Raw genomic sequence first — 18,202 nt, forward strand, 5'->3', positions numbered from 1 at the left:
GCGCACCTGAGTGCGCTTTTTTGGCTTGTGTTGCTAAGTCTAGATTAGTCTAGGATCTTAGATACAACACCAGCACCTACTGTACGACCACCTTCACGGATTGCGAAACGAAGACCTTCTTCCATCGCGATCGGAGCAATTAGCTCAACTTTGAATTTAAGGTTGTCACCAGGCATTACCATTTCCACGCCTTCTGGAAGCTCTACAGCACCAGTTACGTCAGTTGTACGGAAGTAGAACTGTGGACGGTAGCCTTTGAAGAATGGAGTATGACGACCACCTTCATCTTTAGACAGTACGTATACTTCTGCTTCGAAGTTAACGTGTGGAGTGATTGAACCAGGCTTAGCTAGTACTTGGCCACGTTCAACTTCATCACGCTTAGTACCACGTAGAAGAACACCAACGTTCTCACCTGCACGGCCTTCGTCAAGAAGCTTACGGAACATCTCAACACCAGTACAAGTAGTCTTAGTCGTATCTTTGATACCTACGATTTCTACTTCTTCACCAACCTTGATGATACCTTGCTCAACACGACCCGTTACAACAGTACCACGGCCTGAGATTGAGAATACATCTTCAATTGGAAGGATGAACGGCTTGTCGATTGCACGCTCTGGCTCTGGGATGTATGAATCAAGCGCTTCACCAAGCTCGATGATTTTCTTTTCCCACTCTGCGTCGCCTTCAAGCGCTTTAAGAGCTGAACCTTGGATAACTGGTAGGTCATCACCTGGGAATTCGTATTCGTTAAGAAGTTCACGAACTTCCATTTCTACTAGCTCTAGAAGCTCTTCATCATCAACCATGTCACATTTGTTCATGAATACAATGATGTAAGGGATACCAACCTGACGACCAAGTAGGATGTGCTCACGAGTCTGTGGCATAGGGCCATCAGTCGCAGCTACTACTAGGATACCACCGTCCATCTGAGCAGCACCAGTGATCATGTTTTTAACGTAATCAGCGTGTCCTGGGCAGTCTACGTGTGCGTAGTGACGAGTAGGAGTATCGTACTCTACGTGTGAAGTAGAGATGGTGATACCACGCGCTTTCTCTTCAGGTGCGTTATCGATTTGATCGAACGCCTGAGCAGAACCGCCGTAAGTTTTAGATAGAACTGTAGTGATAGCTGCAGTTAGAGTAGTTTTACCATGGTCAACGTGGCCGATTGTACCCACGTTTACGTGGGGTTTCGTACGTTCAAACTTTTCTTTTGCCATTTTTCTCGTTTCCTAAGTTAAAAGTCCGACCCACCAATAGACCGGACCGAACCTTCATTTAGATTAAATTCTAGATTCAATAATAGCCTGCGCCACATTGTTAGGCGCCTCAGAATAATTGAAGAACTCCATTGAGTATGAAGCACGACCTTGTGTTTGTGAACGCAAATCAGTTGCGTAGCCAAACATTTCTGAAAGCGGCACTTTTGCACGTATTATTTTAACACCTGCTACGCCATCTTCCATACCTTCGATCATGCCGCGACGACGATTTAAGTCACCGACTACATCACCCATCCAGTCTTCTGGAGTAGTCACTTCAACTTTCATTGTGGGTTCAAGTAACACCGGATTTGCTTCTGCGGCGCCTTTTTTGAAACCCATAGAGCCGGCGATCTTAAACGCCATTTCAGAAGAGTCAACATCGTGGTATGAACCATCAAACAAAGTTACCTTTACATCTAGTACCGGATACCCTGCAAGAACACCACTTCGCATCTGCTCCTGAATTCCTTTATCGACCGCTGGGATGAACTCTTTTGGTACAACTCCACCGACGATTTCGTTCACAAATTCGTAGCCTGAACCTTCTTCCTGAGGCTCAATGCGCAACCATACATGACCAAATTGGCCACGGCCGCCTGACTGACGAACGAACTTCCCTTCAACTTCAACAGATTTACGAAGGGTTTCGCGATAAGCAACCTGTGGGTTACCTACGTTACATTCAACTTTGAATTCACGCTTCATGCGGTCGACAATGATATCTAGGTGAAGTTCACCCATACCTGAGATTATCGTCTGCCCTGTCTCATCGTCAGTTTTCACTTTGAACGACGGGTCTTCCGCTGCAAGTTTACCTAGGGCAATGCCCATTTTTTCTTGGTCAGCCTGAGACTTTGGCTCTACCGCAATTGAAATAACTGGGTCAGGAAACTCCATGCGCTCCAACGTAATAACGTTATTAGGGTCGCAAAGGGTATCACCCGTGGTTACATCTTTAAGGCCGATGGCCGCTGCAATGTCACCTGCGCGTACTTCTTTAAGCTCTTCACGGTCTTTTGCGTGCATCTGCACGATACGACCGAAGCGCTCGCGTTTACCTTTCACCGGGTTGTATACAGTATCACCCGTATTTACGACACCTGAATAGCAACGGAAGAAGGTTAACGTACCTACAAATGGGTCAGTCGCTATTTTAAATGCTAGTGCTGAGAATGGCTCGTCGTCGCTTGAATGACGCTCTGCTTCTGTCTCGTCTTTATCGTCAAGTACACCGGTAATGGCCTTAACTTCAGTAGGAGACGGAAGATATTGAATAACAGAGTCGAGTACTGCCTGAACACCTTTGTTTTTGAAGGCGCTGCCACAAGTGGCAAGAACAATTTCGTTGTTCAGTGTACGCGTACGAAGGCCTAAACGGATTTCTTCTTCGGTCAGTTCTTCACCTTCCAAATACTTATCCATCAGCTCATCAGATGCTTCTGCTGCCGCTTCGATCATCTCGGTGCGGTACTGCTCAGCCGTATCTAAATATTCAGCCGGAATGTCTTCATAGGTAAATGTCATACCCATGTCTTCTTCATTCCAGTTTATGGCTTTCATCTTCACAAGGTCGATGACGCCATGGAAATTCTCTTCAGCGCCCATGTTGATTTGAATCGGAACACAGTTTGCGCCTAAACGCTTGCGGATTTGACCCACAACACGCTCAAAATCAGCGCCAGCCCGGTCCATTTTATTAACGAACACAAGGCGTGGCACTTCATATTTGTCAGCCTGTCGCCAGACTGTCTCTGATTGAGGTTCTACCCCAGAAGACCCACAGAAAACTACAACTGCACCATCTAGCACACGCAATGAACGCTCTACTTCGATAGTAAAGTCAACGTGCCCAGGGGTGTCGATGATGTTAATTCTGTGCTGATCGAACTGTTGCTCCATACCAGACCAGAAACAAGTTGTCGCAGCAGACGTGATAGTAATACCACGCTCCTGCTCTTGCTCCATCCAGTCCATGGTAGCAGCACCATCGTGCACTTCACCGATTTTGTGAGACAGTCCTGTATAAAACAGAACACGCTCTGTGGTCGTGGTTTTACCCGCGTCCACGTGAGCCACAATACCAATATTGCGATAACGCTCAATCGAGGTCTTACGAGGCATAAATCTCTCTCAGTTAAATAACGTTGATTACCAACGGTAGTGAGCAAACGCTTTGTTTGCTTCGGCCATGCGGTGAACGTCTTCACGTTTCTTAACCGCTGAACCTTTGTTGTCTGCTGCGTCTAACATCTCAGCCGCTAGGCGTTGTGCCATAGACTTTTCGCCACGTTTACGTGCAGCTTCTACCATCCAACGCATACCTAGCGCGTTACGACGAACTGGACGTACTTCAACTGGAACCTGATAAGTTGAACCACCAACACGACGAGACTTAACCTCTACTGTTGGGCGGATGTTATCAAGCGCTTCCTCGAAGATATCTAGGTGTGCTTTGCCGGTTTTTTCAGCAACAATATCAAGCGCACCGTAAACGATTCTTTCAGCGACTGACTTTTTGCCGTCGAGCATTACGACATTCATGAATTTCGCAAGCAGTTGTGAACCAAATTTTGGCTCTGGTAGGATTTTACGTTGACCTACGACTCTTCTTCTTGGCATTTTCTATTCTCCGTATGAATTCAGGGAAAACCCAAAACTCTTAAACTTCAGTTTGGCCTTACTAACGGAGAACCGTTATGACTTAGGCTTCTTCGCGCCGTACTTAGAACGGGCTTGTTTACGATCGTTTACACCTGCGCAGTCAAGAGTACCGCGAACTGTGTGATAACGAACACCTGGTAGATCTTTAACACGACCACCACGGATAAGTACTACACTGTGCTCTTGTAGGTTGTGACCTTCACCACCGATGTATGAAGAAACTTCAAAACCGTTAGTTAGACGTACACGACATACTTTACGTAGTGCAGAGTTTGGTTTCTTAGGCGTAGTAGTATATACACGAGTACATACACCACGTCTTTGTGGACAAGCTTGTAGAGCAGCTACGTTGCTTTTTTCAACGGGCTTTCTACGCGGCTTGCGCACTAACTGGTTAACTGTTGCCATTAACTAGCTCCTGATTAAAAACTACGAAAACCCAATCACTGCGACTGGGTCCATATTAATGCGATTAATCTATTAATCGCTCTTCTTTGTGAACATTGTGCTCGTCAATATTCACTGAGCGCTGATACGAAAAACCGCGACCGTTTATCGAGCCATTTGATGGCTATCCAAAATCGGGTCGCGGAATATTAAAGATCATCGCTCTGACTGTCAAGGTGTACAAAGCTTAAGCAGTTAATTTATCTGCAATCTGTCAGCCTGACATGCCAATTTGTTAGGAGTACGTTAACGTACTCCTATGATCTTGCCTTATTCGGCAGTATCTTCGTCTGCACCGGCATTAAGCGCTTCGGTTAATGCCTGTTCTGCATCAGCGGCAGATACCGACATTTCTTCGATTTGCTCTTTGCGACGTTGTGCGCGGCGTTCGTGGTAAGCGAAACCGGTACCCGCTGGAATGAGTCGACCAACGATTACGTTTTCTTTCAGACCGCGTAGGTCATCTTCTTTACCTTGAACCGCAGCTTCAGTTAGCACACGGGTTGTTTCTTGGAACGATGCTGCTGAGATAAATGACTCAGTAGACAGTGACGCTTTAGTGATACCAAGCAGCTGTGTTTCGTACTGCGCTGGAATCTTACCGAGTTTTTCAATTTCACGGTTCGCCACTTTAACGTTCGATACTTCAACCTGTTCGCCTTCAAGGAACTGCGTATCGCCAGGACTAGTGATAACACACTTACGTAGCATCTGACGGATAACTACTTCGATGTGTTTATCGTTAATCTTAACACCCTGTAGACGGTATACTTCCTGAACTTCGTTCACGATGTAGTTTGCTACTGCTGAGATACCACGTAGACGCAGGATATCGTGTGGAGACTCTGGACCGTCGGCGATAACTTCGCCTTTTTCCACTTTCTCACCTTCGAACACGTTAAGCTGACGCCACTTAGGAATCATCTCTTCGTATGCATCACCTTCAGCTGGTGTAATTACAAGACGCTTCTTACCTTTGGTCTCTTTACCGAAGCCGATAGTACCTGAGATTTCTGCAAGAATTGCAGGCTCTTTAGGCTTACGTGCTTCAAATAAGTCCGCAACGCGCGGTAGACCACCGGTGATATCACGAGTCTTCGAGCTTTCCTGAGGAATACGTGCAAGCACGTCACCTTCGTTAGCTACTTTGCCTTCTTTCGCTTCAATCGTTGTGAAGCTTGGAAGACGAATTTCTTGAAGACCGAACTCGTCGCTTTCAAGAATTAGCTTAGGCTCTTTAGAGTTAACTTTAGCAAGGTCTTTAACAACGATACGGGTTAGACCAGTAAGCTCGTCTTGCTGCATCTCTGTGTTAGAGTCATCAATGTCTGCGAAGCTAATCTTAGCTGCACGTTCAGTGATGATTGGGTGACTATGCGGATCCCAGTTAGCAACAACGTCGCCAGCTGCAATAGTTGCACGTCATCCACGCTAAGTACAGCACCGTATGGTACTTTATAGCGCTCTTTCTCGCGGCCTTGCTCATCGATAACAGTAAGTTCTGTTGAGCGAGAAACGATAACCACTTTGCCGTCAGAATTACGTACGAATTTCGCGTTGTGTAGCTTAAGGCTACCCGCAGTTTTAACTTGTACGCTGTTTTCTGCTGATGCTCTTGATGCCGCACCACCAATGTGGAACGTACGCATGGTAAGCTGTGTACCTGGCTCACCGATTGATTGTGCTGCAATAACACCAACCGATTCACCGCTACCGACCATGTGACCGCGTGCAAGGTCACGACCGTAACACTTAGCACAAACACCGAAGTCGTTGTCACACGTGATAACAGAGCGTACTTGGATTTGGTCAACAGAGTTGGCTTCAAGCATGTCTACTAGCGCTTCGTCTAGTAGTACATTACGCTCTACCAATACTTCATCAGTACCAGGCTTAATAACATCTTCAGCAACTACACGACCTAGTACACGCTCGCGAAGTGGTTCAACAACGTCACCACCTTCGATTAGTGGTGTCATTTGAACACCTTCGAATGTGCCACAGTCGTCGTTAGTGATTACCAAGTCCTGTGCAACGTCTACTAGACGACGTGTTAGGTAACCCGAGTTAGCTGTCTTAAGTGCGGTATCCGCTAGACCTTTACGCGCACCGTGAGTTGAGATGAAGTACTGTAGTACGTTCAGACCTTCACGGAAGTTCGCCGTAATTGGGGTTTCGATGATTGAGCCATCTGGCTTAGCCATCAGACCACGCATACCTGCTAGCTGACGAATCTGAGCGGCACTACCACGAGCACCCGAGTCGGCCATCATGTAAACAGAGTTAAATGATTGCTGCTCTTCTTCTTCGCCATCGCGGTTAATTACGATGTCAGTCTTAAGGTTATCCATCATGGCCTTAGCAACTTTTTCGTTGGCATTTGACCAGATATCGATAACTTTGTTGTAACGCTCACCCGCGGTAACAAGACCGTTTTGGAACTGTTCCTGAATTTCGATAACTTCTGCTTCTGCCGCGTCGATGATTTCTTTCTTAGCAGCAGGGATTACCATATCGTCGATACCAACTGACGCACCCGCGATCATCGCGTAGTGGAAACCGGTATACATGATTTGGTCAGCAGCAATTACTGTATCTTTCAAGCCTAGCGTACGGTAGCAAGCATTCAATAGTCTTGAAATCTGCTTTTTACCCATGGCTTGGTTGATGATTTCAAACGGTAGACCCTTTGGAAGGATCAATGAGAAAATTGCACGACCAACAGTAGTGTCAGTAAGCGTTACTTTCTCAGTTTTGTTGCCATCTTCATCGATGTCGTACTCAGTAATACGTACTTTAACGCGTGAGTGAAGCTCCGCATTACCTGTACGGTATGCTTTTTCTGCTTCATTCGGGCTGGTAAATACCATGCCTTCGCCTAAGCCGTTTACTTTGTCACGCGTCAGGTAATAAAGACCTAATACAACGTCCTGTGAAGGTACGATGATTGGCTCACCGTTCGCTGGCGACAGGATGTTGTTCGTTGACATCATAAGTGCACGTGCTTCTAGCTGTGCTTCGATCGTCAACGGTACGTGTACCGCCATTTGGTCACCATCGAAGTCGGCGTTATACGCCGCACACACTAGCGGGTGAAGCTGAATCGCTTTACCTTCGATTAGTGTAGGTTCGAATGCTTGGATACCCAAACGGTGAAGTGTAGGTGCACGGTTAAGTAGTACCGGGTGTTCGCGGATAACGTCATCTAGTACGTCCCAAACCTCTGGTGCTTCGCGCTCTACAAGCTTCTTAGCTGCTTTAATTGTTGTCGCAAGACCACGACCTTCTAGCTTACCGTAGATAAACGGCTTAAATAGCTCAAGTGCCATCTTCTTAGGAAGACCACACTGGTGAAGACGTAGCGTTGGACCAACGGTAATTACAGAACGGCCAGAATAGTCAACACGCTTACCAAGAAGGTTTTGACGGAAACGACCTTGCTTACCCTTGATCATGTCTGCAAGCGACTTAAGTGGACGCTTGTTAGAACCAGTGATCGCACGGCCACGACGTCCGTTATCTAGAAGCGCATCAACAGACTCTTGAAGCATACGCTTTTCGTTGCGTACGATAATGTCTGGAGCAGCTAGGTCTAGAAGACGCTTAAGACGGTTGTTACGGTTAATTACACGACGGTATAGGTCGTTAAGGTCAGACGTTGCAAAACGGCCGCCATCTAGTGGAACTAGAGGACGAAGGTCCGGTGGAAGTACCGGAAGTACCGTCATAATCATCCACTCTGGCTTGTTGCCAGACTGCTGGAATGACTCAAGCAACTTAAGACGCTTAGTAATTTTCTTACGCTTCGTTTCAGAGTTGATTGAAGGCAGCTCTTCACGCATAGCCGCAACGTCTGCGTCTACGTCAAGTACTGTTAGAAGATCGAATACTGCTTCAGCACCCATCTTCGCATCAAACTCATCACCGTGCTCTTCAAGTGCATCCAAGTACTCTTCTTCGTTAAGAAGTTGGCTGCGCTCAAGGGTCGTCATACCTGGCTCTGTTACCACGTATGATTCAAAGTAAAGTACGCGTTCGATATCACGAAGTGTCATATCAAGCATTAAGCCGATACGAGACGGAAGTGATTTAAGGAACCAGATGTGTGCAACCGGGCTAGCTAGCTCGATGTGACCCATACGCTCACGACGTACTTTAGTCAGTGTAACTTCAACGCCACACTTCTCACAGATAACACCACGGTGCTTAAGGCGCTTGTACTTGCCGCAAAGACATTCATAGTCTTTTACCGGACCGAAGATACGCGCACAGAACAGACCGTCACGCTCAGGCTTGAACGTACGGTAGTTAATTGTTTCAGGCTTTTTAACTTCACCGAATGACCATGAACGAATCATGTCAGGTGAAGACAGACCGATTCGAATATTATCGAATTCTTCGGTCTTGTTTTGTTGCTTTAGAAACTTTAATAAGTCTTTCACATTACTCTCCCAGCGGAGTCAGTCTCTAGAACCCGGCGCAAGCGCCGGGCCATCTCATAACATTACGCGGCGATTGCCGTATTACTTTTCTTCAAGCTCGATGTTGATACCCAACGAGCGAATTTCTTTAAGTAGTACGTTGAATGATTCTGGCATGCCAGGTTCCATTCTGTGATCGCCATCGACGATGTTCTTGTACATCTTGGTACGGCCGTTAACGTCATCTGACTTAACAGTAAGCATTTCCTGAAGGGTATATGCTGCACCGTATGCTTCAAGTGCCCACACTTCCATCTCACCGAAGCGCTGACCACCAAACTGTGCTTTACCACCAAGAGGCTGCTGTGTAACAAGGCTGTAAGAACCCGTAGAACGCGCGTGCATCTTGTCGTCTACTAAGTGGTTCAGTTTCAGCATGTACATGTAACCAACCGTAACTGGACGCTCAAACTCGCGACCGGTACGACCGTCGAACAATGAAATCTGACCGCTTTCTGGAATATCAGCAAGCTTCAGCATTTCTTTGATTTCTGATTCACGAGCACCGTCAAATACTGGTGTTGCAATCGGAACACCCTTACGAAGGTTTTCTGCTAAGCGACGTACTTCGTGGTCTGTGAAGTTATCGATGTCAACTTCTTGGTGATTTTCACCAAGCTCGTACACCTTCTTCAAGAACTCACGTAGTTCAGCCAGCTCACGCTGCTCTTTAATCATGCGATCAATCTTCACACCAAGACCGCGTGCAGCCATACCCAAGTGCGTTTCTAGGATCTGACCGATGTTCATACGAGACGGTACACCTAGTGGGTTAAGAACGATATCTACCGGCGTACCGTTAGCATCGTATGGCATATCTTCTACAGGCTGGATAGTCGAGATAACACCTTTGTTACCGTGACGACCGGCCATCTTGTCACCAGGTTGGATGTGACGTTTAACCGCAAGGTAAACCTTAACGATCTTAAGTACGCCAGGAGCTAGGTCATCGCCTTGAGTGATCTTACGACGCTTAGTTTCAAACTTCTTATCGAAATCAAGTTTGATTTCAGCGTGTTGATCAGCAATTTGGTCTAGCTCTAGCTGTGCATCTTCGCTGTTAAGTGCGATTTCAAACCACTTTTCACGCGGCAGGCTGTCAAGCTTAGCTTGGTCAACACCAGCACGTAGAAGTGCAGTTTGCGCACGGGCAAAGATACCGTCTGCAAGAATTTCAAACTCGTCAGTAAGGTCTTTCTTAACCTGACGTAGCTGCATATCTTCAATTTCTAGCGCACGCTTGTCTTTCTCTACACCGTCACGGGTAAATACTTGAACGTCGATTACCGTACCGTGAACAGAGTTAGGTACACGTAGAGACGTATCTTTAACGTCAGACGCTTTCTCACCGAAGATTGCACGTAGTAGTTTCTCTTCTGGCGTAAGCTGCGTTTCACCTTTAGGCGTTACTTTACCTACAAGGATGTCACCGCCTTTCACTTCCGCACCAATGTAAACAACACCTGACTCATCAAGCTTGCTTAGTGCAGATTCACCCACGTTCGGGATATCAGAAGAAATTTCTTCTGGCCCAAGCTTAGTATCACGAGCGATACAGCTAAGCTCTTGAATGTGGATAGTAGTAAAACGGTCTTCCTGCGCTACACGCTCAGAAATAAGGATTGAATCCTCAAAGTTGTAACCATTCCACGGCATGAACGCGATACGCATGTTCTGACCAAGTGCAAGGTCACCTAGGTCTGTTGAAGGACCATCAGCTAGCACATCACCTGCAACAATCGGGTCGCCAACACTACAAGTAGGCTTCTGATTGATACACGTGTTTTGGTTAGAACGTGTGTACTTAGTCAGGTTGTAGATATCGATACCCGCTTCACCTGGAAGCATTTCATCTTCGTCTACTTTAATAACGATACGGCTGGCATCTACGTAATCAACCACACCACCGCGCTTAGCAACTACAGTAACACCTGAGTCAACCGCGATAGTTCTTTCCATACCGGTACCAACTAGCGGCTTATCAGCGCGTAGTGTTGGTACTGCCTGACGTTGCATGTTAGCACCCATTAGTGCACGGTTCGCATCATCGTGCTCTAGGAATGGGATAATGCTTGCAGCAATTGAAACGATTTGCTGAGGTGAAACGTCCATGTATTTGATGTCTTCTTTCGGCATCAAAGTAGTTTCACCGCGGTGACGACATGGAATTAGGTCGTCAACCAACTCGCCTGCTTCAGTCAACGCGATGTTTGCCTGAGCGATTGCGAATTGACCTTCTTCAATTGCAGATAAGTAATCGATTTCGTCTGTCACCACACCGTCAACAATGCGACGGAACGGCGTTTCTAGGAAACCGAAGTCATTGGTACGCGCGAAGCTCGCCAATGAGTTAATTAGACCGATGTTCGGGCCTTCCGGCGTTTCGATTGGACATAGACGACCGTAGTGAGTCGGGTGTACGTCTCGAACTTCGAAGCCTGCACGTTCACGTGTAAGACCACCCGGGCCTAATGCAGAAATACGACGCTTATGCGTTACTTCTGAAAGCGGGTTGTTTTGGTCCATGAACTGAGATAGCTGAGATGAACCGAAGAACTCTTTAACCGCAGCCGAGATAGGCTTAGCGTTAATAAGATCTTGTGGCATCACGTTGTCTAGGTCGCCTAAGCTTAGACGCTCTTTAACTGCACGCTCAACACGTACAAGACCAACGCGGAATTGGTTCTCTGCCATTTCACCAACAGAACGGATACGACGGTTACCTAGGTGATCGATATCATCGACTTCGTCTTTACCGTCACGAATCATTATTAGCTGCTTCATTACAGAAATAATGTCTTCTTTATCTAGCGTGCCTGAACCAATAAGTTCTTCACGACCTAGACGGCGGTTGAACTTCATGCGGCCAACAGAAGATAGGTCGTAACGTTCGTCAGAGAAGAACAAGTTATCGAACAAGGTTTCTGCTGCGTCTTTTGTTGGTGGCTCACCAGGACGCATCATACGGTAAATTTCAACTAGTGCTTCTAGGCGGTTAGTTGAAGAGTCGATACGAAGTGTATCTGAAATATATGAACCGTGGTCAAGCTCGTTAATGTAAAGCGTTTCGAACTCTTTGATACCCGCTTGACTTAGCGCCGCTAGGTTCTCAAGGGTAAGTTCTTCGTTCGCGCTTACAATAACTTCGCCAGTGTCTTCGTTTACGTAAGTAGCAGCGTATACGCGGCCAATTAGGTAATCAGCTGGAACTTCAAGCTCATTAAGACCCGCTTTCTCAAGCGCACGTGTGTGACGCGCTGAGATACGACGACCGGTTTCAACAACCACGTTGCCTTCGCCATCGATAATGTCAAATGCAGCCGTTTCCCCACGTAGGCGATCTGGCACCACTTCCATCATCAACTTGTCTTTATCAATACGTACATTAACTTTGTCGAAGAAAGTATCTAGAATTTCTTCAGACGTCATTTCCAATGCGCGTAAAATAATCGTTGCAGGCAACTTACGACGACGGTCGATACGTACAAATAGGTTATCTTTCGGGTCAAACTCGAAGTCTAACCACGAACCACGGTAAGGAATTACACGTGCGTTATATAGCACTTTACCTGACGAGTGGGTTTTACCTTTGTCGTGATCAAAGAATACACCAGGTGAACGGTGTAGCTGTGACACGATAACACGCTCAGTACCATTGATAACGAACGTACCGTTCTCTGTCATCAATGGGATCTCGCCCATGTACACTTCTTGTTCTTTAATATCTTTTACGGTACCTGGGGCAGCGTCTTTATCGAACAACACTAACCGTAGTTTTACTCTTAATGGAGCAGAGAAAGTTACGCCACGAATTTGACATTCTTTAACGTCGAAAACTGGCTCTCCCAGGCGGTAGCTTACATACTGAAGCTCTGAACTACCTGAGTAGCTTTTAATTGGAAAAACGGAACGAAATGCTGCTTCCAAACCGTATTGAGCTTCCGGATCGGTCTCAATAAACTTTTTGAAAGAATCAAGCTGAATTGAAAGAAGGTATGGAATTTCCAATACCTGTGGGCGTTTGCCAAAATCCTTACGGATACGTTTCTTTTCGCTATAAGAGTAAACCATGGGTTCCTCAGCCTGCTGATTTATGACCCAACCTGCTGCAAAATGCTTTAAAACGCGTGCTATGGGCTAAAAGCTGCGTTTCAAATGGCGCACTAAGCAACAAACTTCCACAACCCTTTTTCGGGCAGATACACCAGCATACAACAAAATTTAACCAATTATTAGTTAACTTGTTGGATTTTTATGCTTTTTATGGGTATTTCCGAATGGCGCTTTAAGTAGTGTAACCAAGGGTTAGTTTCTACACACTATACAGCGCAAAAAGGCTGGTGGTTCAAAAAACCACCAGCCTTGCCGTCTCAGGCAATAATCTGACTATGTCAGATTACTTGATTTCTACTTCTGCACCAGCTTCTTCAAGCTCTTTCTTAAGTGCTTCAGCTTCATCTTTGCTTACGCCTTCTTTGATAGCTTTAGGAGCAGACTCAACTACTTCTTTAGCTTCTTTAAGACCTAGGCCAGTCGCGCCGCGAACTGCTTTGATAACTGCAACTTTGTTGCCACCGAATGAAGTCATTACAACGTCGAATTCAGTCTTTTCTTCTGCAGCAGCAGCGTCGCCGCCAGCAGCTGGACCAGCAACAGCAACAGCAGCTGCAGCAGATACGTTGAATTTCTCTTCAGCCGCTTCAATTAGTTCTACCAGTTCCATTACCGGCATTTCAGCGATTGCGTTTAAGATATCTTCTTTAGTTAGAGCCATGTTCTCTAAACTCCTGGGTATAAAATGTTAAAAAAATCAATATGCCAAAAACGCCAATTACTTGGTGTCTTTGACCGCCGCCAATACGCGCACAAACTTGCCAGGAACTTCGTTGATTGTTTGAACGAATTTCCCAACTGGTGCTTTGAAGGTTGCAAGTAGTTTCGCAAGCGCTTCGTCGCGGGTAGGTAGAGCTGCAACTGCATCCAATTTCTCTGGACCAAGAAGACCACTACCAATTGAAAGTGCAGTAACTTTAAGCTTATCGTTAGTCTTACCGAAGTCTTTGAAAAGACGTGCCGCACCGCCTGGTGCGTCGATAGAGAAACCATAGATAAGCGGACCAGTTAAGGCGCTGTCTAAGTCTGCAAATTGACTGTCTGCTAGAGCACGCTTCGCAAGAGTATTACGTACAACCTTTAGGTATACGCCTTGCTCACGAGCTTTAACACGTAGTTCAGTCAGATCGCTAACTTCCATCCCACGGTATTCAGCAACGGCTACGGATAGAGCGCGAGACGCAACTTCAGAAACTTCTGCTACGATCTCTTTTTTTGCTGCTAAACCTAGTGCCACTGAGTTCACCTCTTTGTATCTGACCTTGTTCGTAGTTACCTACTTGCGCGGTCAGGGTTCACAGATTGATACCAACCCTCATGGTCGATACCGCTCTACGGTGTTTGTTACCCCAGAGAGTCTGAGTCAAACCACCGTCTGCGCAGGTTGTTCTATTAAGCAGTGTGTTGACTGTGAAAGTTCTCTTACCTCTTTCACCACACCGCACCTGCGGTCTAGGACGGGAGCTGCTTATTAGCACTGCTTATTAGCACTGCTAATTGTCACAGCTCCAACCCATAACCTTTAAGAGATTTCGATGAGCCTAAGCTCAGCGAAATTAAAGACCTACAGAAGCCTTATCAAGAGCAACACCAGCACCCATTGTCGTGCTTAGGCTGATCTTCTTGATGTATGTACCTTTAGCAGAAGAAGGCTTAGCTTTCTTCAATGCTTCAAGTAGCGCTTCAAGGTTTTCTTGAATTTGGTTCGCTTCGAACGCAATCTTACCGATGCTAGCGTGGATGATACCGTTCTTATCGTTACGGTAGCGTACCTGACCAGCTTTAGCGTTCTTAACTGCCGTTGCAACGTCAGGCGTTACAGTGCCAGTTTTAGGGTTAGGCATAAGGCCACGTGGACCTAAGATTTGACCTAGTTGACCAACAACACGCATCGCGTCTGGGCTAGCAACTACTACGTCAAAGTTCATTTCGCCTTTCTTAACTTGCTCAGCTAAGTCGTCCATACCAACGATGTCCGCACCCGCTTCTTTCGCTGCTTCAGCATTTGCACCTTGAGTGAATACTGCAACGCGAACGTCTTTACCAGTACCGTTTGGTAGTACAGTTGCACCACGAACGTTTTGGTCAGATTTCTTCGCATCGATACCAAGGTTAACAGATACGTCAACGCTTTCTGCGAACTTAGCTGTTGCTAGTTCTTTAAGAAGCGCTACTGCTTCGTTGATTTCGTACTCTTTAGTAGAGTCAACTTTGTCGCGTACTAGGCGAGCACGTTTAGTTAATTTAGCCATTCGATTAGTCCTCTACGTTCAAGCCCATTGAGCGAGCAGAACCCGCGATAGTGCGTACCGCTGCATCTAGATCAGCTGCAGTAAGGTCTGGCTCTTTAGTTTTAGCGATCTCTTCCAACTGAGCGCGAGTAACAGTACCCACTTTTTCAGTGTTAGGACGGCCAGAACCACTCTTGATGCCCGCTGCTTTCTTAAGCAGGTAAGACGCAGGAGGAGTCTTAGTTTCGAATGTGAAAGAGCGATCTTCGTATACCGTAATTTCTACTGGTACCGGAGCGCCTTTCTCAAGACTTTCTGTTTTCGCGTTGAAAGCCTTACAGAATTCCATGATGTTCACACCGTGCTGACCTAGTGCAGGACCAACCGGTGGACTTGGGTTAGCAGCGCCAGCTGCAACCTGAAGCTTAATAATACCGCTTACTTTTTTAGCCATTTTACATGCTCTCTTGTTTGGGTCTAACGCCTCGCAAATACAGAGATTATTTGCTCAATCGGCTTCCCGTTTCCGTTTAAAAGGGCGCGCATTATATAAGGTGATTAATTACTATGCAAGGGCTATTTAGAATAAAAAACCATCGAAAGGTCAGTATTTTTCATCATGAAAGTGATTCAAAGTTTGGATAGCTTCACACAGGCCGTGCGGAGTCATCTATATTTATCTAAATAAGGATTAATTAACAATGGAAAAACTAACTGAGTTAAACAAAGATGAGATCTCGCAAGTTTCTGGTGCTCTTTGGGCCAATGCTCTAGGCGCACTTGCCGGTGGAATAGGTGGATTCTACGGTGCAATTATAGGTGGTGGACGGAGCGCGACGTTTAGTAGTATCGCTACAGGAACACTTGCCGGAATGGGTGCTGGCGCTTTGAGTCCTGTTAAAGGTTTTAGCTCTCTCGCAACATCTGTAGGCGGAGGTTTGATTTCGGGGGCGATAACAAGTATGGCATCGGAAGTTGAGGATTTAATGACAACAGATGAATGAAGGTCGAGTTTATAATGGTAGATATCCAAGCTGTTTTAATTTGGACCCTATTAGTTTGTGGGACGAACCTAATATTAAAACGTGCGCTAGGTGTAGGGTTTTGGGACTCTTTTAATGAGAGCGATAAGATTTCAGAGAAGACTGCTACAGTGCTACATTTTCTGTTCATATTTCTTTCGCTCATCAGTTGTTACTTCTGGCTTATTTAATTCGAAAGAGCCCCTTTGGGGCTTTTTCAAAATTATTGTTCCGGTCAAAGTGCTCTAACACTTATTATTAAATAATAGGTAAAACAAAATTGGGGAATAAATGGGTTTATCACCGTTATCAAGGCTTAACATGGTTTGTGCTATGCTAAGCCTGTTTTCCTTTAGTGCGTTTATTGCAAGTAATAGCCTTTTACTTTTAATCAATTACTCAGGGATTGCAGCGATACTTTGGATGCGTCTATTTAGTTCAAGAGCTCATATAGACCAGTTCGAGCGCTTTAAAATTGCGCGTATAATTGTTACAACTTTCCTATTCGTAACCGCTTTAACTATTGGTTTATTAGTTAGTGAAGATTATAAATGGTGGGTAGTACTGACCGCTTTCATCATATCTTCCCTAAGTTATAGCTTTCCTATCTACCTGAAAAGGCCTAATTAAAACATTAACAGTTATTAGCGAAATGTCGTTCTTAGAGGAAAAGAGTTAGCATTGATTATTGCGGCACAGAAATAAATTTGTCCCTTGATTTGTGCAATAGCATTGGTCACTTTAAACTTTGTTTTGAAACGCTGGGCCAATGTTGGTTTTTGGGACTCTTATCACGATAGCACGGTATTTCTTAAATGGATTTGCCATATCTTACACGGCCTGACTATTTCTATTGCTTTGCTAGTAATCTTTTAAAGAAGAAACTCTAATTGGGTGTTCTGCAAATAAAAGAGCCCCTATGTAGTAGGGGCTCTTTCGAAACTCTTAGGCAGAAAAGGCTTAGCCTTTTTCTACCTGACCAAATTCTAGGTCTACTGGTGTAGAACGACCGAAGATAAGTACCGATACTTTTACGCGGCTCTTTTCGTAGTCTACTTCTTCTACCACACCATTGAAGTCGGCAAATGGACCGTCGGTAACGCGAACCACTTCGCCTGGCTCGAACAATGTTTTTGGTCGTGGCTTATCAACGTTTTCTTCAAGACGATTTAGGATAGCGTCTGCTTCTTTCTGCGTAATTGGCATAGGACGGTCAGAGGTGCCGCCGATGAAACCTAGTACGCGAGGTACGCTTTTCACTAAGTGCCATGACTCTTCAGTCATCGCCATTTCTACCAATACATAACCCGGGTAGAACTTACGCTCAGATTTACGCTTTTGACCTGCACGCATTTCAACAACTTCCTCTGTTGGTACTAGTACCTGACCGAAGTAGTCTTCCATGTTGTGCATTTTAATGTATTCAAGCAACGTCTTTTTAACGCGAGCTTCGTATTGCGAATAGGCTTGAACTACGTACCATCTTTTCTTTACTGCTTCTTCTTCAGACATACGTTTATGCTCCTATTCCAGTAATAAAGCCAACTACACGAACGATGATGCCGTCTAGTCCCCATAAAATTAGTGCCATAACTAACGTCGCTGCAAGTACGATAAGGGTAGTTTGGTTCGCCTCTTGACGGGTTGGCCATACTACTTTGCGAACTTCTGTGCGAGACTCTTTAGCAAAGCTCAAGAAGGTACTACCTTTTTCAGTCGTTGCCGCGATGAAACCAGCTATACCAACAACTACAACAATCGCGATGGCACGGTATAGTACCGAAATCTCACCGTACATTGTATTAGCGGTTACTAAACCGGCAAGTAGTGCAAAAACCACTACCCATTTAAACATGTCCAACGCATTGGACTGATTTTCCGTCTTTTCGCTCATGTTACGATCCTAGCACTACAGCGTCGTTGTTTTACGCGCTTTTTGAAGGCGCAATTTAAAATTCGTAGATTAAGTAAAT

The 18,202-nt window shown here is 45.7% G+C and carries 12 protein-coding genes and 1 pseudogene; 1 reads left to right on the plus strand and 12 read right to left on the minus strand.

Annotated features, from left to right (window positions below; translation table 11 throughout):
- Positions 1-44 precede the first annotated feature (44 nt).
- The 10 genes and pseudogenes from tuf to rplK all read right to left on the minus strand — a co-directional run bounded on the left by tuf (position 45) and on the right by rplK (position 15,661).
- Positions 45-1,229 carry an elongation factor Tu gene (gene tuf, locus ACX5J7_RS12230; RefSeq protein WP_012519826.1) on the minus strand — a complete coding sequence of 395 codons (1,185 nt, stop codon included), beginning with the start codon at positions 1,227-1,229 and terminating at the stop codon, positions 45-47.
- Between the two features lie 63 nt (positions 1,230-1,292).
- A complete protein-coding gene (fusA, locus tag ACX5J7_RS12235; protein WP_015068300.1) occupies positions 1,293-3,395 on the minus strand; it encodes an elongation factor G in 2,103 nt (700 codons plus the stop codon).
- Between the two features lie 27 nt (positions 3,396-3,422).
- Positions 3,423-3,893: a 30S ribosomal protein S7 gene (rpsG, locus tag ACX5J7_RS12240; protein WP_014980519.1), complete on the minus strand. Its 471-nt coding sequence runs from the start codon at positions 3,891-3,893 to the stop codon at positions 3,423-3,425.
- A gap of 75 nt (positions 3,894-3,968) precedes the next feature.
- A complete protein-coding gene (rpsL, locus tag ACX5J7_RS12245; protein WP_014951037.1) occupies positions 3,969-4,343 on the minus strand; it encodes a 30S ribosomal protein S12 in 375 nt (124 codons plus the stop codon).
- 309 nt (positions 4,344-4,652) lie between these two features.
- Positions 4,653-8,824, minus strand: a pseudogene (rpoC, locus tag ACX5J7_RS12250) (DNA-directed RNA polymerase subunit beta').
- 81 nt (positions 8,825-8,905) lie between these two features.
- On the minus strand, positions 8,906-12,934 hold the full coding sequence (gene rpoB / locus ACX5J7_RS12255) for a DNA-directed RNA polymerase subunit beta (protein WP_498707291.1): 4,029 nt from the start codon (positions 12,932-12,934) through the stop codon (positions 8,906-8,908).
- A 325-nt stretch (positions 12,935-13,259) separates the two neighbouring features.
- Positions 13,260-13,637, minus strand: coding sequence for a 50S ribosomal protein L7/L12 (gene rplL, locus ACX5J7_RS12260; protein ID WP_015068303.1), 378 nt, complete (start codon positions 13,635-13,637; stop codon positions 13,260-13,262).
- Between the two features lie 57 nt (positions 13,638-13,694).
- On the minus strand, positions 13,695-14,213 hold the full coding sequence (gene rplJ / locus ACX5J7_RS12265; protein ID WP_015068304.1) for a 50S ribosomal protein L10: 519 nt from the start codon (positions 14,211-14,213) through the stop codon (positions 13,695-13,697).
- A 319-nt stretch (positions 14,214-14,532) separates the two neighbouring features.
- Complete coding sequence (gene rplA, locus ACX5J7_RS12270) at positions 14,533-15,228, minus strand: 50S ribosomal protein L1 (RefSeq protein WP_020744434.1); 696 nt, start codon at positions 15,226-15,228, stop codon at positions 14,533-14,535.
- A gap of 4 nt (positions 15,229-15,232) precedes the next feature.
- Positions 15,233-15,661, minus strand: coding sequence for a 50S ribosomal protein L11 (gene rplK / locus ACX5J7_RS12275; RefSeq protein WP_015068306.1), 429 nt, complete (start codon positions 15,659-15,661; stop codon positions 15,233-15,235).
- Positions 15,662-15,908: 247 nt separating this feature from the next.
- On the opposite strand from rplK, the gene ACX5J7_RS12280 reads away from it, so the two are divergent.
- Positions 15,909-16,211 (plus strand): hypothetical protein, encoded by a 303-nt coding sequence (locus ACX5J7_RS12280; protein WP_020744435.1) that lies wholly within the window; start codon positions 15,909-15,911, stop codon positions 16,209-16,211.
- Positions 16,212-17,189: 978 nt separating this feature from the next.
- Here the strand turns inward: ACX5J7_RS12280 and nusG are convergent.
- Complete coding sequence (gene nusG, locus ACX5J7_RS12285; RefSeq protein ID WP_015068310.1) at positions 17,190-17,741, minus strand: transcription termination/antitermination protein NusG; 552 nt, start codon at positions 17,739-17,741, stop codon at positions 17,190-17,192.
- Positions 17,742-17,745: 4 nt separating this feature from the next.
- Positions 17,746-18,123 (minus strand): preprotein translocase subunit SecE, encoded by a 378-nt coding sequence (gene secE, locus ACX5J7_RS12290; RefSeq protein WP_020744440.1) that lies wholly within the window; start codon positions 18,121-18,123, stop codon positions 17,746-17,748.
- Positions 18,124-18,202 lie beyond the last annotated feature (79 nt).

The organism is Alteromonas infernus, from assembly GCF_902705815.1.